The following is an 18521-nucleotide window of genomic DNA, read 5'->3' on the forward strand; positions in this document are numbered from 1 at the left end:
ATTAATAAAGAATTATAAATATTATGGCTGGAAGTTTAAATAAAGTATTATTAATTGGGCGTTTAGGCGCAGACCCAGAAATCAAACAAATGTCAAATGGCAAAAGTCTTGCTACCTTAAGTTTAGCTACTAGCCAATCTTGGAAAGATAAAGCAACTGGCGAAAAAAAAGAAAAAACAGAATGGCATCGAATAGTTGTATTTAATGAAGGGTTAGTCAATGTTGTTCAGCAATATTTGAAAAAAGGTGCTCAAATTTATGTTGAGGGACAGATAACGACTAGAAAATGGAAAGATGAACAATCTGGTCAAGACAAGTATTCAACTGAAATTGTAATTCAAGGATACAATTCTTCACTTACTATGTTGGGCGGTGGAAACACTGGCGGTGGTGGTATTCAAAATGACAATTCGCAAGCTGTTGCTAGCAATCCTGATGATAGCCCCCAAGCCCCTAATGATATGGATGACGAAATTCCATTTTAGTTTCTATGAAAGACACAGAAATACCTAAAGACAAAAATATTAAACTTATCTCAATGCATGATGAGATGAGCTCATCGTACTTGTCATATGCAATGAGTGTAATTGTGAGCAGGGCTCTTCCTGATGTTAGAGATGGACTTAAACCAGTTCATAGAAGAATATTATTTGCCATGTATAAAGGTGGTTACGATTGGTCAAAACAATTTAGAAAATCTGCAAGAATAGTAGGGGATGTTATTGGTAAATATCACCCACATGGAGATCAATCTGTTTATGACGCTCTTGTGAGAATGGTTCAAGATTTTTCTATGAGTTTACCTCTTGTTCAAGGCCAAGGTAACTTTGGATCCATTGATGGAGATCCAGCTGCGGCTATGAGATATACAGAAACAAGATTAGCTAAAGTTTCTCAATACTTAATTGATGATATAGAAAAAAATACCGTTGATTATAAAAGTAATTACGATGAAACTGAAAAAGAACCAACAGTTTTACCTGCTCAATATCCTAATTTACTAGTAAACGGTGCTGGTGGTATTGCGGTTGGAATGGCAACAAGTATTCCCCCACATAATTTAGGTGAAATTATAGATGGAACATTAGCTTTAATTGAAAATAAAGATGTTAAAATTAAAGAGTTAATGAAGCATATACCAGGTCCTGATTTTCCAACAGGTGGTGTCATCATTGGAAAAGAAATTATTAAAGCTGGATATAATGTAGGTCGTGGGTCGTTTAAAATTAGAGGTGAAATTAGTATTGAAGCACAAAAAAATGGTAGAGAGAGACTAGTTATAACTTCTGTACCATATCAGGTAAATAAATCAGTTTTAAATGAGAGAATTGCCCAACTTGTTAGAGAGAAAAAAATAGAGGGAATAAAAGATATTAGAGACGAATCTAACAGAGAAGGGATTAGAGTTGCTATTGATTTAAGAAATGGTGTTGAACCAGAAACTATTAAAAGATTACTTTATAAAAATACATCTATAGAAAGCTCCTTTGGATTTAACACTTTAGCTATTGTTGACGGCAAACCTAAAATTTGTAATTTAAAAGAATTTTTATCAAATTTCTTAACATTCCGTGAAGACGTAGTAATCAAAAAAACTAAGTTTGATTTAAAGAAAGCTGAAGACAGAGCTCATATCCTTATTGGATTATCGGTATCTGTTGAGAACTTAGATAAGATTATAAAAATTATACGGTCTTCAAAAACTCCTGATGATGCTAAAAAATCATTATTAAGTACTAAGTGGAAAATAAATAAATCTTTAAAGCTAATTTCACTTGTTGAAGATAAAAAGGGAAAAAATTTATACTCACTTACCGATCCTCAAGTAATTGCTATTTTAGAACTTAGACTACAAAAACTTACAGCTCTTGGAATTAATGAAATAGAAGTTGAAATTAAAAAATTAGCTGACCTGATTAAAGGTTATAAAAAAATAATTAATTCTAAAAAAGAACTTTTAAACGTAATAAGTGAAGAGCTTAAAACTATCAAAGAAAAATTTGCAGTTCCAAGAAGAACTAAAATTATAGATGCCGTTTTAAACTATGATATCGAAGAGACTATTCAAAAAGAAGAAGTGATTATTACAGTTACTCTTCAGGGCTACATTAAAAGAGGAGCTTTAAGTAGTGTCAAACAACAAAAAAGAGGTGGTAAAGGAAAATCTGGAATCACAACGAGAGATGAAGATTCTGTGGTTCAAACCTTATCAGTTAACACTCGTACTTCTGTTCTTTTCTTTTCAACAGAAGGTCTTGTCTACAAAATTAAAGCTTGGAAAATACCTGAAGGATCAACTACATCAAAAGGTAAATCTCTATTCAACATCTTGCCATTAAAAAATCATCAATCTATCAGTTCAATAATGCCATTTCCAGATGATGAGAGCGATATGAAAAATCTTCAAATTGTTTTTGCAACTGCAAAAGGCAAAGTTAGAAAAAATAGTTTAGAAGACTTTTCTTCAATTAATTCAGCTGGAAAAATTGCAATAAAGTTAGACCCTAATGACAAAATTGTAGGTGTTGAAATTTGTAAGGATGATCAGGATGTAATGTTAAGTACAAAAAATGGTAAATGCATTAGATTTGAATCAAAAAAACTACGAATATTTAAGGGTAGATCGTCTAAAGGTATCAAAGGTATTGAGTTATCACCTAACGATGAGATCGTTTCTCTCTCAATAGCAAATAAAGAAAAAACAAAAAAAGATTCAAAGTCTGAAGAAAGATTTGTTTTATCTATTACAGAAAATGGATACGGCAAAAAAACTTTGAATAATGAATATAGAGTTACCAATAGAGGTGGTAAGGGTATAATTGGAATTATTAACTCACCAAGAAACGGTAGTATATGTTCGTCGTTTCCAGTTATTGAAGGCGATGATGTAATGATTTCAACAAATAAAGGAAGAGTAATTAGAGTTGCTGTTAAAGAGATAAGAACAGCTGGAAGAAATACTCAGGGTGTAAGAATTATCAAATTATCCGGTGATGAAAAAGTTGTTTCGGCAATAAAAATTGATGATAACTTGGAGTAATGAAAAAAGTTGCTGTATATCCTGGAACATTTGACCCAATAACCTTTGGTCATATTGACGTTATAAAAAAAGCTTTAAAGTTATTTGATAAAGTTATTGTTGCTGCTTCTGATGGTACTAATAAAAATTATCTTTTTAATTCACTTGAAAGAATACAGTTAATTAAAAAAGCTCTATTTGTTGATTTAAAGTTTGATAAAAAAAAGATTGAAGTTATTTCATTTACATCGTTAACAACCGATTTATGTAAAAAATACAAATCTAATATTATTTTAAGGGGTTTAAGAGCTGTATCTGACTTTGAATATGAATTTCAATTAGCTGGAATGAATAGAAAATTAAGCAATAATATAGAAACAATCTTTTTAATGTCTGATGTTGAAAATCAAATTATTTCATCAAGATTTGTTAAAGAAATAGTGAGACTAAAAGGTGATATAAAAAAATTTACTACAAAAAGTACAATAAAGTCTTTAAAAGAGAAATATGAATAAATTTATAACAAAATTTTTAATTTTATTTTTTATACTAACCAACAATATAATCGCAGAGGAGAATATAATGATTTTAAAACTTAAAGATGGAGATATTAAAATAGAACTTTTTGAAGATGTTGCCCCCAATCATGTTAAAAGAATTAAACAATTAGCAAAAGATGGTAAATACGATGGTGTTGTATTTCACAGGGTAATTGATGGTTTTATGGCTCAAACAGGAGATGTGCAATTTGGTAACTCCTCTAATGACCAATTTGATTTAAAAAGAGCAGGAATGGGTGGTTCTGATTTACCAGATCTTAAAGAAGAATTTAGCGACTTACCCCATGAAAGAGGAACCCTGTCTATGGCTAGATCACAAGATCCAAATAGTGCTAATAGTCAATTTTTTATTTGTTTCAAAAAGTCATCATTCCTAGATAGACAATATACTGTTTTTGGTAAAGTTATTGAAGGTATGGACCTAGTTGATAAAATTAAAAGAGGAGACCAAAATAATAACGGTTCCGTTTCTAACCCAGATAAAATTATTAGCTTTAATTAATATTAATACACATTTCAATGACATTAAAAAATTTCAAATTTAATGTCATTGAAAATGATAAATTTGTCAGAACTGGTATTATTGAAACCCATAGAGGAAACATTCAAACACCTGCTTTCATGCCTGTCGGTACACAGGCTACTGTAAAAGCTTGTCTTATTGACGATGTTATTAAAACTGGTGCTGAAATAATATTATCTAACACCTATCATTTAATGATTAGACCTGGTGTAGATAGAATAATTTCTGCAGGAGGACTTCACAAATTTATGAATTGTAAGCTTCCTATACTTACAGATTCTGGTGGGTTTCAAGTTATGTCACTTTCAAAATTAAACAAAGTAGACAGAGAAAAAGGTGCAATATTTAACTCTCATGTAGATGGTAAAAAATTCATATTAAGTCCCGAAGAAAGCATTAGAGTTCAAAAAGGATTAGACTCAGATATTGTTATGATCATGGATGAGTGTCCTAAAAAAACTACTGACTATAATATAATTAATAAATCTATGGAATTATCCATATATTGGGCTGAAAGATCTAAAACAGCTTTTGGTTTAAACCCACATAAAGCTTTATTTGGAATAGTTCAGGGTGGTTTATTCAAAGATTTAAGAACAAAATCTCTTAATGAGTTAATTAAAATTGGATTTGATGGCTATGCAATAGGAGGTCTTGCAGTAGGGGAGAGTCAAAATGAAATGTTTAGTGTTCTAGATGATTTAAAGAATATTATGCCTGATGATAAACCAAGATATTTAATGGGCGTTGGAACACCAGCTGATATTCTGGGAGCTGTTAAGAGAGGTGTTGATATGTTTGATTGTGTAATGCCAACGAGATCTGGAAGAACTGGTTTAGCTTTCACTTGGAATGGACGTATAAATATTAAAAATAACAAATTTAAAAATGACAATGAACCTCTTGATCCTAATTGTTCAAATTTAAATCTCAACAAATATTCAAAAAACTATCTAAATCATCTCTTTAATACGAATGAAATCTTAGGTTCTACACTTTTAACCTTACATAACATCAACTTTTATCAAGAATTAATGTCTTCTATTAGAGAAAATATTAAAAAAGGTACATTTGATAAATTTCATGATGAATACGTTGATAGGTTGTAATTTAAATATTTGCAATTTGTGATGTTATGGAATAAATAATTGTTTTTTGGTAATAAAAATTATTCAAGTTTGATATTTTTTTATTGTTTAAATTTTTAAGTGTAAAGAAATTTAAAAATTTTAAAGAAGACTTCACCAAAAGTTTTTTTTTAAAATTAAATAAAAAAAAACATTTATCTCAACTTTAGTAATTTATATGTGGGCCCTTAGCTCAGTTGGTAGAGCAATTCCCTTTTAAGGAATGGGTCGATGGTTCGAGTCCATCAGGGCTCACCACTAAAATAATCTCTTAAATATTAACTAATTGTAATCGGTGGATAGTCTAAAATTACACTATTTTCCCATTCTGATAAATCTTTTATTCTTTTAGAAGATGATGGGTGTGTGCTCATAAATTGAGGGGGTTCTTTGCCTTTATTTTCTGCTTTCATTCTTTCCCATAACTTTTTAGTTTCCCTGATATCAAAACCAGATAATGATGCAAAAATCATTCCCAGGTAATCAGCTTCACTTTCTTGGGTTCTTGAGAAAGGATTCATTATACCTATTTGAGATAATAGCCCTACAGTGTTCATACCCGTTGCTTGATTGATCTGTCCTAACTTTCCACCTGAAAAAATATCGATCAAAGATGTTCCAGTTTGTAAAAGTACACTTCTACTTGCTCTTTCAACCGAATGTTTAGCAACAGCATGCGCAATTTCATGACCCATAACTGAGGCAAGACCATTTGTATTTTTTGTAACGTCAAGTATTCCTGTGTACACAGCAATTTTACCACCAGGCATACACCAAGCATTTTTAACTTTTTTATTATCTATTAAAATATATTCCCAATCAAAATTAACTGTAGGATCATTTAGACCCGCTCTATAAAAGTATTCAGATATAGAGTCTTCCATTTTTTTTCCAATATCTTTAATTTCATTTAGTGTTTTAGTGTCATCACTCATTCTCTCTTTTTCTTTGACCTTTTCAAAAATTTGAGCTGCTTGAGCGTTTAATTTAGATTCGGGTATAATTCTTAATTGTCTTCTGTCAGTTATTGGTGCTGTAGAACAAGCACCTAGCATCAAGCCTGAACATCCACACCCAATATAATTTAAAAATTTTCTTCTATTCATTTAATTAAATTTTTGATAATCATATAAATATATACTTTTATGAATTTAAACAATAAAATCTTAGTTACACTTTTCATCATAGCCGTTTCATTCGTTCTTTATTCTAGTTATAACTAAATTATCTATGCCTATTAAGAAAAAAAAATCATTAGCTCTTAAATTAAGAAACTATTTTTTTACAGGTGTAATTGTTTTAATACCAATTGGGTTTACACTATATCTAAGTAAATTCTTAATAAATTTTTCAACGAAATTAGTACCATCAGGATTAAATCCTAATACTTATCTTCCATATGCAATTCCAGGCATTGAAATAATTTTAACAATTATTTTTATTACAGTTGTTGGTGGCCTTTCTTTAACTTTTATAGGTAAAAAATTTTTACAAATAATTGATGATTTATTTAAAAGAATGCCGATACTAAGAACTATTTACTCTGCGATTGGACAAATGACAGATTCTTTTAGAGAGCAAGAGGGTAATAAAAAAAGTGTAGTGCTAGTTGAGTATCCAAGAAAAGGATCTTGGGCCGTAGGTTTTGCCACCAAAGAAAATACAGGTGAAATTAAAGCTAAAACAAATATTAACTTGGTTAATGTTTTTGTTCCAACAACGCCCAACCCAACAAGTGGCTTTCTGCTAATGATACCAAAAGAAGATTTGATTTATTTGGATATGACATTTGAAGAAGCGTCAAAATTTATAGTTTCGGCGGGAACCTCTAAGCCAAAAAGCTAAACCATATCGTTAATTATATCTGCTTGATCGTATAACTTGAGTAATGCTTTATATTTTTTAATATCAATATTTTCTAATTCTATTTTTTTAATTTGTTTCTCTGCCATTAAAAATAAGTCTTCGTTTTGAATGGGGTCCGCCAATCTAAAATTTTTAACCCCACTTTGTTTAAACCCAAGTAAATCACCAAAACCTCTTAACTTCATATCTTCTTCTGAAATTTCAAAACCATCATTGGAATTCTTTAGGATATTTATTCTTTTTTTAGCATTAATGGTTAAATTAGACTTAAACATCAATATACAACTAGCTTGTTTTGTTCCACGTCCAACTCTGCCTCTTAATTGATGTAACTGTGATAATCCAAATTTATTAGCATTTTCTATTATGATTACATTGGCATTAGGAAAATCAATACCAACTTCTATAATTGTGGTTGAAACTAAGATTGAATATTTTTTGTTTAAAAATTTATTCAATATTTTTTCTTTTTCTTCATTGTCAATTTTTCCATGGAGTAATGCAACATTATTTGGGAAAATTTCATTAAGAAATTTGTATTTAGTAACTGACGATTGGTGATCTAATTTTTTTGATTCTTCTATCAAGGGACATACCCAGAAAATTTGGTTTCCTTCTTTTATTTCTTTTTTTACAAAATTAATAACATCATCTATTTTACTTTCTAATTTACTATAAGTTTTAACCTCTTTTCTATTACTTGGTTTTTCCTTAATAATAGAAACATCCATATCACCATAAACTGACATAGTTAGGGTTCTTGGAATTGGCGTTGCTGACATTAAAAGAACATCACAATTATCACCACCCTTATCTGATAAAAGCTTTCTTTGCCTAACTCCAAATTTATGCTGTTCATCAATTATAATATAACCAAGGTTTGCAAAAACTATTTTTTTTTGAAAAATTGCATGCGTGCCAAAAACCATTTGAATTTTATTGTTTTCTAATTCTTTTACAATTCTTTTTTTTTCACTATTTTCACTCTTACTGGAAAGTAATTCAATTTTAATATTTTTAGGAAATAGTTTTTTTGCCAAACTATAATGCTGTCTAGCTAATATTTCAGTAGGGGCCATTAATGCAACTTGGAACCCTGAACTAATGACACTTAAAGAAGAAATTAATGCAACAATAGTTTTGCCACTTCCAACGTCACCCTGCAAAAGTCTAAACATTTTACTTTTAGAATTTAGGTCATTATTGATATCATTTAATGAAATTTTTTGATCATTAGTAAGGGTAAAATCTAATTTATTAACTATATTATTATGGGCTTTTTCAGTAAAATTTTTTGATATTTTTTTTATTTTTTTTATTTTTTTTCTAATTTCTGAATTAACTAAAAATGATGCCAGTATTTCATCATAAGCAAGCCTTTTATAAAAATCAGATTTATAATTTTCAATATTTTTTGGATCATGTAATTTTATTATTGATTCATTCCAGCTTTGATTATTAAAATTTTTTAATATGTCTTTGTCATGCCACTCAGTTAAAGTAGGTAAGTTTTTTAATATTTGATTAATGATTTTATTATAAGTTTTTTCAGTAATCCCATCTGTTAGCGAATACTTATTATCAATATTTTCAATTAAAGAGCTGTCCTGTGAAATATACGTGGGATTTGTAATTTGATATCGCCCTTTATAATTACTTATCTTACCACTAATTGTCACCTCTTCATTTAACGGTAAAATTTTCCTCACATATCCTTCGTGACTATTAAAAAATATACAATCAATCTTTCCAGTTTCATCAATACAATTTACTCTATTTGGTAAGTTTCGAATTCTTGGAAATTGATATTTTAGTGGAACAATTCTGATAGTTTGAATAACACCTATTTGGAGGTCACAAATTTTACTAACTAGGGTTCTGTCTGTATAAGACTTGGGCAATCTCCACAGTAAGTCAAAAATATTATTTACTTTTTTTTTCTTTAAAATTTCCATGGTTTTTTTACCCACCCCATTTAATTTAGTGAGATCAGCCAATAAATAATCGTAATTATTCTTATTTTTCATGTTAGATGTAATATAATAATTTTTATGACCATTAATATAAAGGATTTAAAAAATAAAATAATTTATAGAGCCAACTATAGAGGCACTAAAGAAATGGATAAACTGCTAGGTTCATTTACTAAAAAATATATTGATCATTTTAATGAACAAGAGTTAAAGCTTTTATGTGATTTGCTGGATTATGATGATGAAAATCTTTATAAATTTAATCAAGGTCAAAATTTAACAATTCAAATTAAGCTAAATAAAGTTTCGGAGATTTTTAAAAATTATAAATACATCAGTGAATAGTGGCGGAGAGACTGAGATTCGAACTCAGGAAAGAGTTGCCCCTTTGCCGGTTTTCAAGACCGGTGCATTCAACCGCTCTGCCATCTCTCCGTTAGCAACGTTTTATTATTATAAATTTTTAATTCAACAATAAAATTGATAAATTGAACAGATAATCATTTAATAAGTATAATTTTATTACTATGGAAAAGAAAAAATTCAATAAAGGTATAGGTTTAACCGCATTAGGATCTTTTTGGTGGGGTGTTATTGGGGTTATTTACTTTAAATATATTTCTTTTGCTGGGTCTATAGAGGTAGTGATCCATCGTTGCGTATGGACATCTGTATTTTTAATAATAACTACTTTTTATTTTTCTAAATGGGATGTTTTTTTTGAAATTATAAAAAATAAAAGAAACATAATTTATTTATTTTTTTCAAGCTTACTAATTTTTATAAATTGGGCAACTTGGATTTATGCTGTAGGTACGGAAAAAATTATTGATGCTAGCTTTGGTTATTTTATCATGCCGATCTTAAGTGTATTCTTAGGGTATATTTTTTATGGTGAAAAAATAAACAAAAGAAGAGGCATTTCCATACTGCTAGTTTTGTTATCTATATTATTTCTCCTATTTAAAAGTTTTCACTCAATCCCTTGGGTCGGAATAATTGTTGCTCTAAGTTGGGGTTTTTACAACCTTCTTAGAAAAAAAGTTAATGTTGATACTGATGTTGGCCTTTTAATAGAAAGTCTTTTCATATTACCGTTTGCTTTATTTGCATTTTTTTTACTTTTTAAAAACAATCTAAATATCTTTAGTTTGAATGATCCTTCGCTGATGTTTATATTAATGTTAGCGGGACCAATGACTGTCATACCATTATTTTTATATGTAAGGGGTGTTGAACTATGTGGACTTGGGCCTACTGGAATGATTTTTTATATAACTCCAACATTTCAGTTTTTATTAGGTTTTTTTTATTATGATGAGGCTTTTTCCTTTGATAAATCATTAAGTTTCATTTTAATATGGATTGCTGTAATTATTTATTTAAAAGATTTATATGAAAATAATTAAATATTTTATAATTATATTTTTCACAATTATTCATGGAACATTAAATGCCAATGAAAAAGAATTTAATGAGTGGTTGGTAAAATTTAAAGTTTATGCTTTAGAAAAAAAAATTTCAGAAAAGACATTCAATCTAGCAATGTCTGATGTTGTGTTTTTACCTAAGGTAATAAAATATGACCGTTTTCAACCTGAGTTCTATGAGGATACAAAAACTTACATATCCAAAAGAACTTCTAAACAAAAAGTAAATAAGGGTGCTCAACTTTATGAATTGAATAGGGATTTCATAAATATGATAGATAATAAATTTTCAGTTGAGAAAGAGTTACTTTTAGCATTAATGGGAATAGAGACTAATTTTGGAACTTATGTAGGAAAAATGGATATACTGTCATCACTTGCAACTTTAAGTTTTGATCAACGTAGATCTGATTTTTTTACTAATGAGTTAATTACAATTCTTCAATTAATAGATGCAGGGAAAATAGACCATGATATTTTATATGGTTCGTGGGCAGGAGCTTTTGGTTTTTTTCAATTTATGCCCTCTACTATAGACAACTATGCAATAGACTATGATAAAAATAACATTATTGAGCTTAAATCAACTGTAGATTCATTTGCTTCTGCAGCTAACTATATAAATAAAATAGGATGGAAGAAAAACCAACCTTGTTTCATAAAAGTCAAATTAAAAAAGAATATACCTAACGATATATTAAACACATCCGCAAAAAAACTTCACAATAAAAATAAGTTTAAACTGTTAAAAAAATATTTAATTAATGAAGATAGTTTTAATGTTGTTGACGAAAATTTGATTGCATCAATAATAACTCCAGATAAAGATATTATACCTGATGCTCAAAATTTAGATCCAGCCTACATAGTTTTTGAAAATTATGAAAAAATACTACAATGGAATAGGTCCTTACGATTTGGTCTTGCAGTATGTACTTTAAAAGAAAAATTTGAAAATGCTTTATAAGAAATTATTAATCTTGTGCTGCTTCATTTTGTTAAATAGCTGTACGGCAACTACCTTAACAAAATATAAAATTTCCAATTCATTGGATAATCCATTTATAAACAAAGGATTTAGTCTTATTTATAGTGATAAGTTTTATGATAATAAGATTATTTCAAAAAAGATTGACGAACGAAGCCTGGTTATTTTTCAAAAAAATTTAAAAAAAAATACAATTGTTAAAATTACCAATATTTTAAATAATAAATCTGTTATAGCAACTGTTGGTAGTAATGCTGATTATCCCTTATTTAATAATGCAGTATTATCATTGAGAATAGCAGATGAAATAGGGTTAAATGAAAATGAACCTTATGTAGAGATTTTAGAAGTACTAGAAGGCGCACTATTTGTAGCAAAAAGAGCAAAAATGTTTGAAGAAGAAAAAAAAGTTGCTAACAAGGCTCCAGTTAATAATATTAATATTAGTGATCTTAACATTAAAGAAACAAATACCAAAAATGAACTAAGTAAAAAATTTTCTTATAAAATAAAAATAGCTGATTTTTATTTTAATGATACAGCATCATTGCTAGTTGATAGAATCATTAAAGAAACAAAGATTAGGGGTGCCAAAATCAAAAAAATTAATGAAAAAAAATATAGAGTATATGCTGGTCCTTTTAATAACATTAACTCTCTACAAAAATCATTTAATGATATAAGCATACTTGAATTTGAAAATATCGAAATTATAAAAAATGATTAAATTAAGACTTTTAACAATTTTGTTGATACTCTTACTAACAGCTAATTCTAATGCTGCGTTTGATGTGAAGGCTAGAACAGCAATATTACAAGACTATCTTTCAGGTGAAATATTATTTGAAAAAGATGCTGATAAATCCATTTATCCAGCTTCAATGACAAAGATTATGACTACCATTATTGCGTTTGATTTAATTAGAAGTGGTGATTTAAATCTAGATGAAAAATTTTTAGTGTCCGAGAATGCTTGGAGACTTTCGTCAGCTGGCTATTCTTCGATGTTTATAATGGTTGGTGATGAAGTTAGTGTAGAAAATTTACTTAAGGGAATAATTATTGCATCTGGTAATGATGCATGTGTTGCGTTAGCTGAAGGTATAGCTGGTACAGAGGATGAATTTGCAGTGATGATGACAGCTAAAGCTAAAGAATTAGGAATGGATAATACTAATTTTGCTAATTCATCAGGGATTAATAATACTGAAAACGTATCAACTGTAAGAGATATTATGCTTATGTCCAGATATCTTATTAAAGAATTTCCTGAAGAATATAAGTATTTTGCAGAAAAAGAATTTACTTGGGATAGAACAGGGGGTGACCCCATTACTCAAGGTAATAGAAATCCTCTATTATATAAAAGCCTTGGAGCAGATGGAATTAAAACTGGTTATTTAGCTGTTGAAAAATATTCACTAGCGTCATCTGTAGAAAGAAATGGAAGACGATTAATAGCAGTAGGAAGTGGCTTCAATACTAAAAATGATAGATCTCGTGAAAGTGCGAAACTTTTAACGTGGGGTTTAACTAATTTTGACTTAGTTGAAATCACAAAAGCAAACACGCCAATAGATGATATTGATGTTTGGTTGGGTAAAAAAGATACTGTTAAAACTTATATAAAAAATGATATCTATAAAACTATTCCAAAAGCAAAAAAAAGACTATTAAAGGTATCATTGAATTATAATGGTCCAATTCAAGCTCCTATTAAAGAAGATGATATTTTGGGAAAATTAAAGCTAACCTTTGATGGTGAGCTTATTGAAGAATATGATTTACTTGCTTATGAAGATGTTAAAAAATTAAATGTTTTTTCAAGGTTGATGAAGTCAATTAATTTTTTAATTTGGGGCGATGTCTAAAAAACCAATAATAGCATTTGAGGGTATAGAGGGTACTGGTAAATCCCATCATATAAAAAAAATTGCAGATTACTTAACTCGTAAAAAAATTAAATTTATTAAAATTAGAGAACCAGGTGGTAGTGCAAATTCAGAAAAAATAAGAAATCTTATTCTGGATAACAAATCTACATTTAATAAAGAAACTGATTTACTACTTTATCTTTCTGCAAGAAGTGAAAACTTAGAAATTATAAGACAAAATGCTGGTAAAAAAATCATACTTATAGATAGATTTTCAGACTCAACAATTGCTTACCAACATTATGGAATGGGTGTAAACCTTAAATTTATACAAAATATCAACAATCATCTTTTAAGAAATATTAAAATTAATTTTACTTTTTTAAATACTGTTAATTTATTAAATATGAAAAAAAGACTTAGACTAAGAAAAAAGCTTAATAGATACGATAAATTTAACAGTAAGTTTTATGAAAAAGTACAAGATGGTTTTATAAAAATACTAAAAAAAAACCCAAAAAAATATATTAGAATAAATTCAAATCTAGATATAGATGTTAATGAAAATATAATATTAAATAAAATTAACGACTTAATTTAGATTTATGAATTTAAAACCATCAGAAAACACTAAGATTTATGGTATGGAAAGTTTCTTTAACGAGTTAGTAGGACTATATAAGCAGAAAAAAATACCTAATAAAATTTTACTGTCTGGAAAAAAAGGATCAGGAAAATCAACATTAGCCTACCATTTAATCAACTATATTTTATCCAAAAATGAGGAGTACAAATATAATTTAGAAAATTTTAGCATCAATAAGGATAATAAATCCTATAAACTTTTACAAAATAACTCACATCCTAATTTCTATTTAATAGATCTATTAACTGAAAAAAAAAGCATTGATGTGGGTCAAATACGTGAAATGATTAATTACACAAATAAATCAACATTTAATAATATGGCAAGATTTATTTTAATAGATAATGTTGAAAATCTAAATAAGAATTCTGTTAACGCACTACTTAAAATCATTGAAGAGCCAAATGAAAATGTTTTTTTTATCTTAATAAACAATAGTGAAAAAAATATACTACCAACACTTAAATCTCGATGTTTAACATTTAAGATTAGTTTAACATTTAATGAGTCTTTAAATATTTCAAACTCAATACTTAAAAAAAATGTACTTGAATTTGTTAATTATGACCTACTAAGTTATTATAATTCTCCTGGTGAAATCATTAGTTTATTTAATTTTGCTGAAGAAAAATTAATTAATTTAAAAGATCATACTATTTCAAGTTTTATAAACTTAATAATAGAAAATAATTATTACAAGAAAAATAAACCTATTAAAGTTTTATTAATTAACTTAATTGAGTTATTCTTTTTAAAAAAATACATGATAACAAATACAAAGATTTCATTAATTAATTTTTATCATAGATTTATAAAAAAAATTTATAATACAGAAAAATTTAATCTGGATGAGGAAAGTTTATTTTTAGAATTTAAATCAAAGTTATTATAAATGGAAAAAAATTACTATATTACAACTCCAATTTACTACCCATCAGCGAAACCTCATATGGGTCATGCATATTCAAGTATTGCTGCTGATTTTTTTGCTAGATTTAAACGTATAGATGGTTTCAATGTACATTTTTTAACAGGTACTGATGAGCACGGTTTAAAAATACAAAGAGCAGCGGAGAAAAGAAATGTTGATCCTCAAGCTTTTTGTGATGAAATTAGTCAAACATTTAGAGATCTTTCAAAAACATTAAATTTATCTAATACTGATTTCATTAGAACTACTGAAGAAAGACACAAAAAAACAGTTCAACATTTATGGAATGAGCTTGAAAAAAATGACGATATCTATTTATCAAAATATTCTGGTTGGTATTCTGTTTCTGATGAAGCCTTTTATAGTGATGAAGAGATTAGTGAAAAAGAAAACATTAAGATAGCTACCTCATCTGGTTCTCCTGTTGAATGGATAGAGGAAGAGTCTTATTTTTTTAGGCTGTCTAAGTGGCAAGATAAATTACTAAATTATTATGAAAAAAATCCTGACTTTATTTCACCAAAATCTAGAAAAAATGAAGTAATTAGCTTTGTAAAAGGTGGGTTAAAAGACCTCTCTATTAGTCGTAAAGCATTCACTTGGGGTATCAAAGTCCCTAATAGTCCAGATCATGTAATTTACGTTTGGCTCGATGCTCTAACTAATTATATAAGCGCTTTAAACTATCCAGATACAAATGATGTGTTGTTTAAAAAATTTTGGCCTGCATCTGTTCATTTAATAGGAAAGGATATATTAAGATTTCACTCTGTATATTGGCCTGCATTTTTAATGGCTGCAAAAATACCCTTACCTAAGAAAGTTTATGGTCATGGCTGGATTTTATCTGGTGATGAAAAGATGTCCAAGTCAAAAGGAAATATTCTTGATCCTTTAGATATTATTGAAATTTATGGACTTGATCCCTTAAGATATTATTTAATTAAGGAAGTTTCATTTGGAAATGATGGTAACATTTCACAAGATAGGTTAGAGGATTGTATCAATAGTGATTTGGCTAATAATTATGGAAATCTATGTCAAAGAGTCACTGCATTTGCTGAGAAAAATTGCTCTTCATTAGTTCCAGATAATAAAAAATTTAATGATGAAGATTTAGTGATGCTAAATAAATTTACTGACAATTTAGAAGCAATACGTAGTGAAATTGATAGTCAAAATATTAATTATTATATTAATTTTATTGTTAGTGCTTTATTTGAAGCAAATAAATATTTTAATGATCAAGAACCTTGGAAAAAAAAAGATGATAAGGACAGATTAAATACAATTGTTTATACCTCCTTAGAGATGATTAGAAAAATTTCATTCATGCTTTATCCTATAATCCCAAGTTCAATAGAAAAAGCTTTAAAGATTTTTAATTTAAATGTTGATGCAATTAATTTCGAATCTATTACAAAACATGATTATCTCGTATCTGGTAAGCCTATTAACAAAATAGATATTTTATTTAAAAAAATTGAGAAGAAAGATGATTGATTCTCATTGCCATTTAGATCATGAGCCTTTATTTGAAAATTTAAGTGATGTTATAAAAAGATCTAAAGAAGTTGGTATCACGAAACTATTAACAATATGCACTACGGTAGAAAGTTTTGATAGGATAAAGAATATTATTAAATTAGATCCAATGATTTATGGTACGTTTGGTATTCACCCTCATGAAACTGAGGAAAGTCTTTTAATTGATAAAAATTATATAATTAATCAAATAAATCAAAATGAAAGAATTATTGGTATAGGTGAAACAGGCTTAGATTTTTTTTATAATCATAGTAACAAAGAAAGGCAAATTGATAGCTTTAAAGCTCATATAGAGGCTTCTATAGAGCTTAATATGCCTATTATCATACATTCTAGAAATGCTGAGGATGAAACATTTGAAATTTTAAATTCATATAAATCAGAAAAATTAAAAATTTTAATGCATTGTTTTACTGGTTCATTAAATTTTGCAAATCAATTACTTGAAATAAATGCATTTTTTTCTGCAAGTGGAATAATTACTTTTAAAAATAGTTTAGACCTTCAGGAAACTTTTAAAAATATTCCCTTAGATAAACTGCTTGTTGAAACAGATAGCCCATTTTTAGCTCCCATACCAATGAGAGGAAAAAAAAATGAACCAAGTTTTATCAAATATACTCTAGAAAAATTATCCATTTTAAAAGGAAAGCCTGATCAGGAAATGTCCGATTTAACTACTAAAAATTTTAATAAACTTTTTAATCTATAATGTCTCTTAAATTTGTCATTTTGGGTAGTGGTAGCTCAATGGGTGTGCCTAGAGCAGATGGATATTCTGGCGATTGTGATTTAAGAAATAAAAAAAATTTTAGAACGAGATGTTCTGCTTTAATTAAATTTAACGATCAAAATATTTTAATAGATACATCTCCAGATTTGAGGTCACAACTACTGGAAAATAAGATTAGATCTATTAGTAAAGTTTTTTATACTCATCCCCACGCAGATCAAACACATGGTATTAACGATCTTCGTCCATTTTTTTTAATAAACAAGAAACAAATTCCAGTCTATGCTGACTCTAATACTAAAAAATATTTATTTTCTACTTTTAAATATTGTTTTAAATCATCTTATGGTTATCCATCAACTTTAAGTATCAATAGTCTTAAAAAACTACACCAAATTACAAATAAAAATAAAAAAATTAAAATAGAATCAATACCTGTTCAGCATGGTAAAATTAAAAGCATATGCTATCTAATTAATAATAAATTAGCTTATGCAAGTGATATTAGTTTGTTCTTTAAAAAAGATTACAAAAAATTAAAAAATTTAGAATACTTGATTATTGACTGTCTATGGTACCGTAATCACTCTGCGCATTTCAATTTAGATCAAGTTTTAGAATTAGTTAAAATCTTAACTCCTAGAAAAACGATTTTAACAAATATGCACAGTGACTTAGATTACGCTAAACTTAAAAAAAGATTACCTAAAAATATTATTCCTGGTTTTGATGGTTTGACTGTTGAATTATAGAATTAAATCTATTTGTTTTGTTATTTTGTCTGACATTGGTGTAATAAAAGAATTGAACGTGTCTTGTATTTTTCCTTCTTTATTGATTAAAATTTTATGAAAATTCCACTTAGGAACAGTCGATTTACCATAGTTTTTTTTTGCCCATTTATATAAATCATGAGCATCTTCACCTTTAACGTCTGTTTTGTCAGTTATTGGAAATGTAATATTAAAATTAGTTTCACAAAAATCCTTAATTTCGGAATTAGACCCCGGTTCTTGTCCACCAAACTGATTTGACGGAACACCAATTACATAGAAACCTCTGTTTTTATACTTCTCATAAAGATCTTGAAGGCCTGTATATTGTTTAGTAAAACCACATTTGCTAGCAACATTTACTAAAAGTATAGTTTTTCCTTTGTATTGATTTAAATCAATAGTTTCATTATCAATATTCTTTATTGAGTGATCAAAAAATAGCTTTTCATATTTAGCGTCAACTTTTTCAAAAAATGTGAACATAGATATAATTAGTAAGATTAATAAATTATTTTTATAAAGCATTA

19 protein-coding genes and 2 tRNA genes are annotated in these 18521 nt (G+C 27.9%); 17 read left to right on the forward strand and 4 right to left on the reverse strand.

Features of this window, described 5'->3' with window-relative positions:
• Positions 1-23: 23 nt before the first annotated feature.
• The 6 genes from ssb (at position 24) to ABXT48_RS03430 (ending at position 5487) form a co-directional block, all read left to right on the forward strand.
• Entirely contained in the window at positions 24-485 is a 462-nt protein-coding gene (ssb, locus tag ABXT48_RS03405; RefSeq protein WP_415287056.1) for a single-stranded DNA-binding protein, read from the forward strand.
• A 5-nt stretch (positions 486-490) separates the two neighbouring features.
• On the forward strand, positions 491-3040 hold the full coding sequence (gene gyrA, locus ABXT48_RS03410; RefSeq protein ID WP_415287057.1) for a DNA gyrase subunit A: 2550 nt from the start codon (positions 491-493) through the stop codon (positions 3038-3040).
• Positions 3040-3534, forward strand: coding sequence for a pantetheine-phosphate adenylyltransferase (gene coaD, locus ABXT48_RS03415; RefSeq protein WP_415279088.1), 495 nt, complete (start codon positions 3040-3042; stop codon positions 3532-3534). The genes gyrA and coaD overlap by 1 nt, the downstream gene beginning before the upstream one ends.
• Positions 3527-4081 (forward strand): peptidylprolyl isomerase, encoded by a 555-nt coding sequence (locus tag ABXT48_RS03420; RefSeq protein ID WP_415303344.1) that lies wholly within the window; start codon positions 3527-3529, stop codon positions 4079-4081. Before coaD ends, ABXT48_RS03420 begins: the two co-directional genes overlap by 8 nt.
• Positions 4082-4098: 17 nt before the next feature.
• On the forward strand, positions 4099-5211 hold the full coding sequence (tgt, locus tag ABXT48_RS03425) for a tRNA guanosine(34) transglycosylase Tgt (RefSeq protein WP_415303345.1): 1113 nt from the start codon (positions 4099-4101) through the stop codon (positions 5209-5211).
• A gap of 200 nt (positions 5212-5411) precedes the next feature.
• Positions 5412-5487: transfer RNA gene (locus ABXT48_RS03430), tRNA-Lys, on the forward strand.
• Positions 5488-5507: 20 nt separating this feature from the next.
• Here the strand turns inward: ABXT48_RS03430 and ABXT48_RS03435 are convergent.
• Positions 5508-6335, reverse strand: a complete 828-nt coding sequence (locus tag ABXT48_RS03435; protein WP_415287060.1) for a M48 family metallopeptidase — start codon at positions 6333-6335, stop codon at positions 5508-5510.
• 124 nt (positions 6336-6459) lie between these two features.
• Between ABXT48_RS03435 and ABXT48_RS03440 the strand changes: the two genes are divergently transcribed.
• Complete coding sequence (locus ABXT48_RS03440; protein WP_415303346.1) at positions 6460-7074, forward strand: DUF502 domain-containing protein; 615 nt, start codon at positions 6460-6462, stop codon at positions 7072-7074.
• On the opposite strand, the gene ABXT48_RS03445 is transcribed toward ABXT48_RS03440, so the two are convergent.
• Complete coding sequence (locus tag ABXT48_RS03445) at positions 7071-9122, reverse strand: ATP-dependent DNA helicase RecG (RefSeq protein WP_415287062.1); 2052 nt, start codon at positions 9120-9122, stop codon at positions 7071-7073. The two genes, ABXT48_RS03440 and ABXT48_RS03445, sit on opposite strands and share 4 nt — an antisense overlap.
• Positions 9123-9146: 24 nt before the next feature.
• Here ABXT48_RS03445 and ABXT48_RS03450 point away from each other — a divergent pair, with 24 nt between their 5' ends.
• Positions 9147-9413: a succinate dehydrogenase assembly factor 2 gene (locus ABXT48_RS03450; protein WP_415287063.1), complete on the forward strand. Its 267-nt coding sequence runs from the start codon at positions 9147-9149 to the stop codon at positions 9411-9413.
• On the opposite strand, the gene ABXT48_RS03455 is transcribed toward ABXT48_RS03450, so the two are convergent.
• A tRNA-Ser gene (locus ABXT48_RS03455) sits at positions 9414-9503 on the reverse strand.
• 92 nt (positions 9504-9595) lie between these two features.
• Between ABXT48_RS03455 and rarD the strand changes: the two genes are divergently transcribed.
• Genes rarD through ABXT48_RS03500 form a run of 9 tightly spaced genes read left to right on the forward strand, consistent with a single transcriptional unit; the run spans position 9596 to position 17970 of the window.
• Positions 9596-10477 (forward strand): EamA family transporter RarD, encoded by an 882-nt coding sequence (gene rarD / locus ABXT48_RS03460; RefSeq protein ID WP_415287070.1) that lies wholly within the window; start codon positions 9596-9598, stop codon positions 10475-10477.
• Positions 10464-11465 carry a lytic murein transglycosylase gene (locus ABXT48_RS03465; RefSeq protein WP_415303347.1) on the forward strand — a complete coding sequence of 334 codons (1002 nt, stop codon included), beginning with the start codon at positions 10464-10466 and terminating at the stop codon, positions 11463-11465. The genes rarD and ABXT48_RS03465 overlap by 14 nt, the downstream gene beginning before the upstream one ends.
• Positions 11466-11493: 28 nt before the next feature.
• Positions 11494-12213 carry a hypothetical protein gene (locus tag ABXT48_RS03470; protein WP_415287073.1) on the forward strand — a complete coding sequence of 240 codons (720 nt, stop codon included), beginning with the start codon at positions 11494-11496 and terminating at the stop codon, positions 12211-12213.
• Positions 12206-13357, forward strand: coding sequence for a D-alanyl-D-alanine carboxypeptidase family protein (locus ABXT48_RS03475; RefSeq protein ID WP_415287074.1), 1152 nt, complete (start codon positions 12206-12208; stop codon positions 13355-13357). The genes ABXT48_RS03470 and ABXT48_RS03475 overlap by 8 nt, the downstream gene beginning before the upstream one ends.
• Positions 13350-13961: a dTMP kinase gene (gene tmk, locus ABXT48_RS03480; RefSeq protein WP_415303348.1), complete on the forward strand. Its 612-nt coding sequence runs from the start codon at positions 13350-13352 to the stop codon at positions 13959-13961. Before ABXT48_RS03475 ends, tmk begins: the two co-directional genes overlap by 8 nt.
• 4 nt (positions 13962-13965) lie before the next feature.
• Positions 13966-14898 (forward strand): AAA family ATPase, encoded by a 933-nt coding sequence (locus ABXT48_RS03485; protein ID WP_415303349.1) that lies wholly within the window; start codon positions 13966-13968, stop codon positions 14896-14898.
• Positions 14899-16440, forward strand: a complete 1542-nt coding sequence (gene metG / locus ABXT48_RS03490) for a methionine--tRNA ligase (RefSeq protein WP_415303350.1) — start codon at positions 14899-14901, stop codon at positions 16438-16440.
• The gene (locus ABXT48_RS03495) at positions 16433-17197 is read left to right on the forward strand and encodes a TatD family hydrolase (RefSeq protein ID WP_415303351.1); all 765 of its coding nucleotides are present in this window, start codon (positions 16433-16435) and stop codon (positions 17195-17197) included. Before metG ends, ABXT48_RS03495 begins: the two co-directional genes overlap by 8 nt.
• Complete coding sequence (locus ABXT48_RS03500) at positions 17197-17970, forward strand: MBL fold metallo-hydrolase (RefSeq protein ID WP_415287079.1); 774 nt, start codon at positions 17197-17199, stop codon at positions 17968-17970. Before ABXT48_RS03495 ends, ABXT48_RS03500 begins: the two co-directional genes overlap by 1 nt.
• On the opposite strand, the gene ABXT48_RS03505 is transcribed toward ABXT48_RS03500, so the two are convergent.
• Positions 17965-18519, reverse strand: coding sequence for a glutathione peroxidase (locus ABXT48_RS03505; protein WP_415287080.1), 555 nt, complete (start codon positions 18517-18519; stop codon positions 17965-17967). The genes ABXT48_RS03500 and ABXT48_RS03505 overlap by 6 nt on opposite strands.
• Positions 18520-18521 lie beyond the last annotated feature (2 nt).

This window comes from Candidatus Pelagibacter sp. Uisw_101 (assembly GCF_047727615.1).
In the GTDB taxonomy this organism is placed as follows: Bacteria; Pseudomonadota; Alphaproteobacteria; order Pelagibacterales; family Pelagibacteraceae; genus Pelagibacter.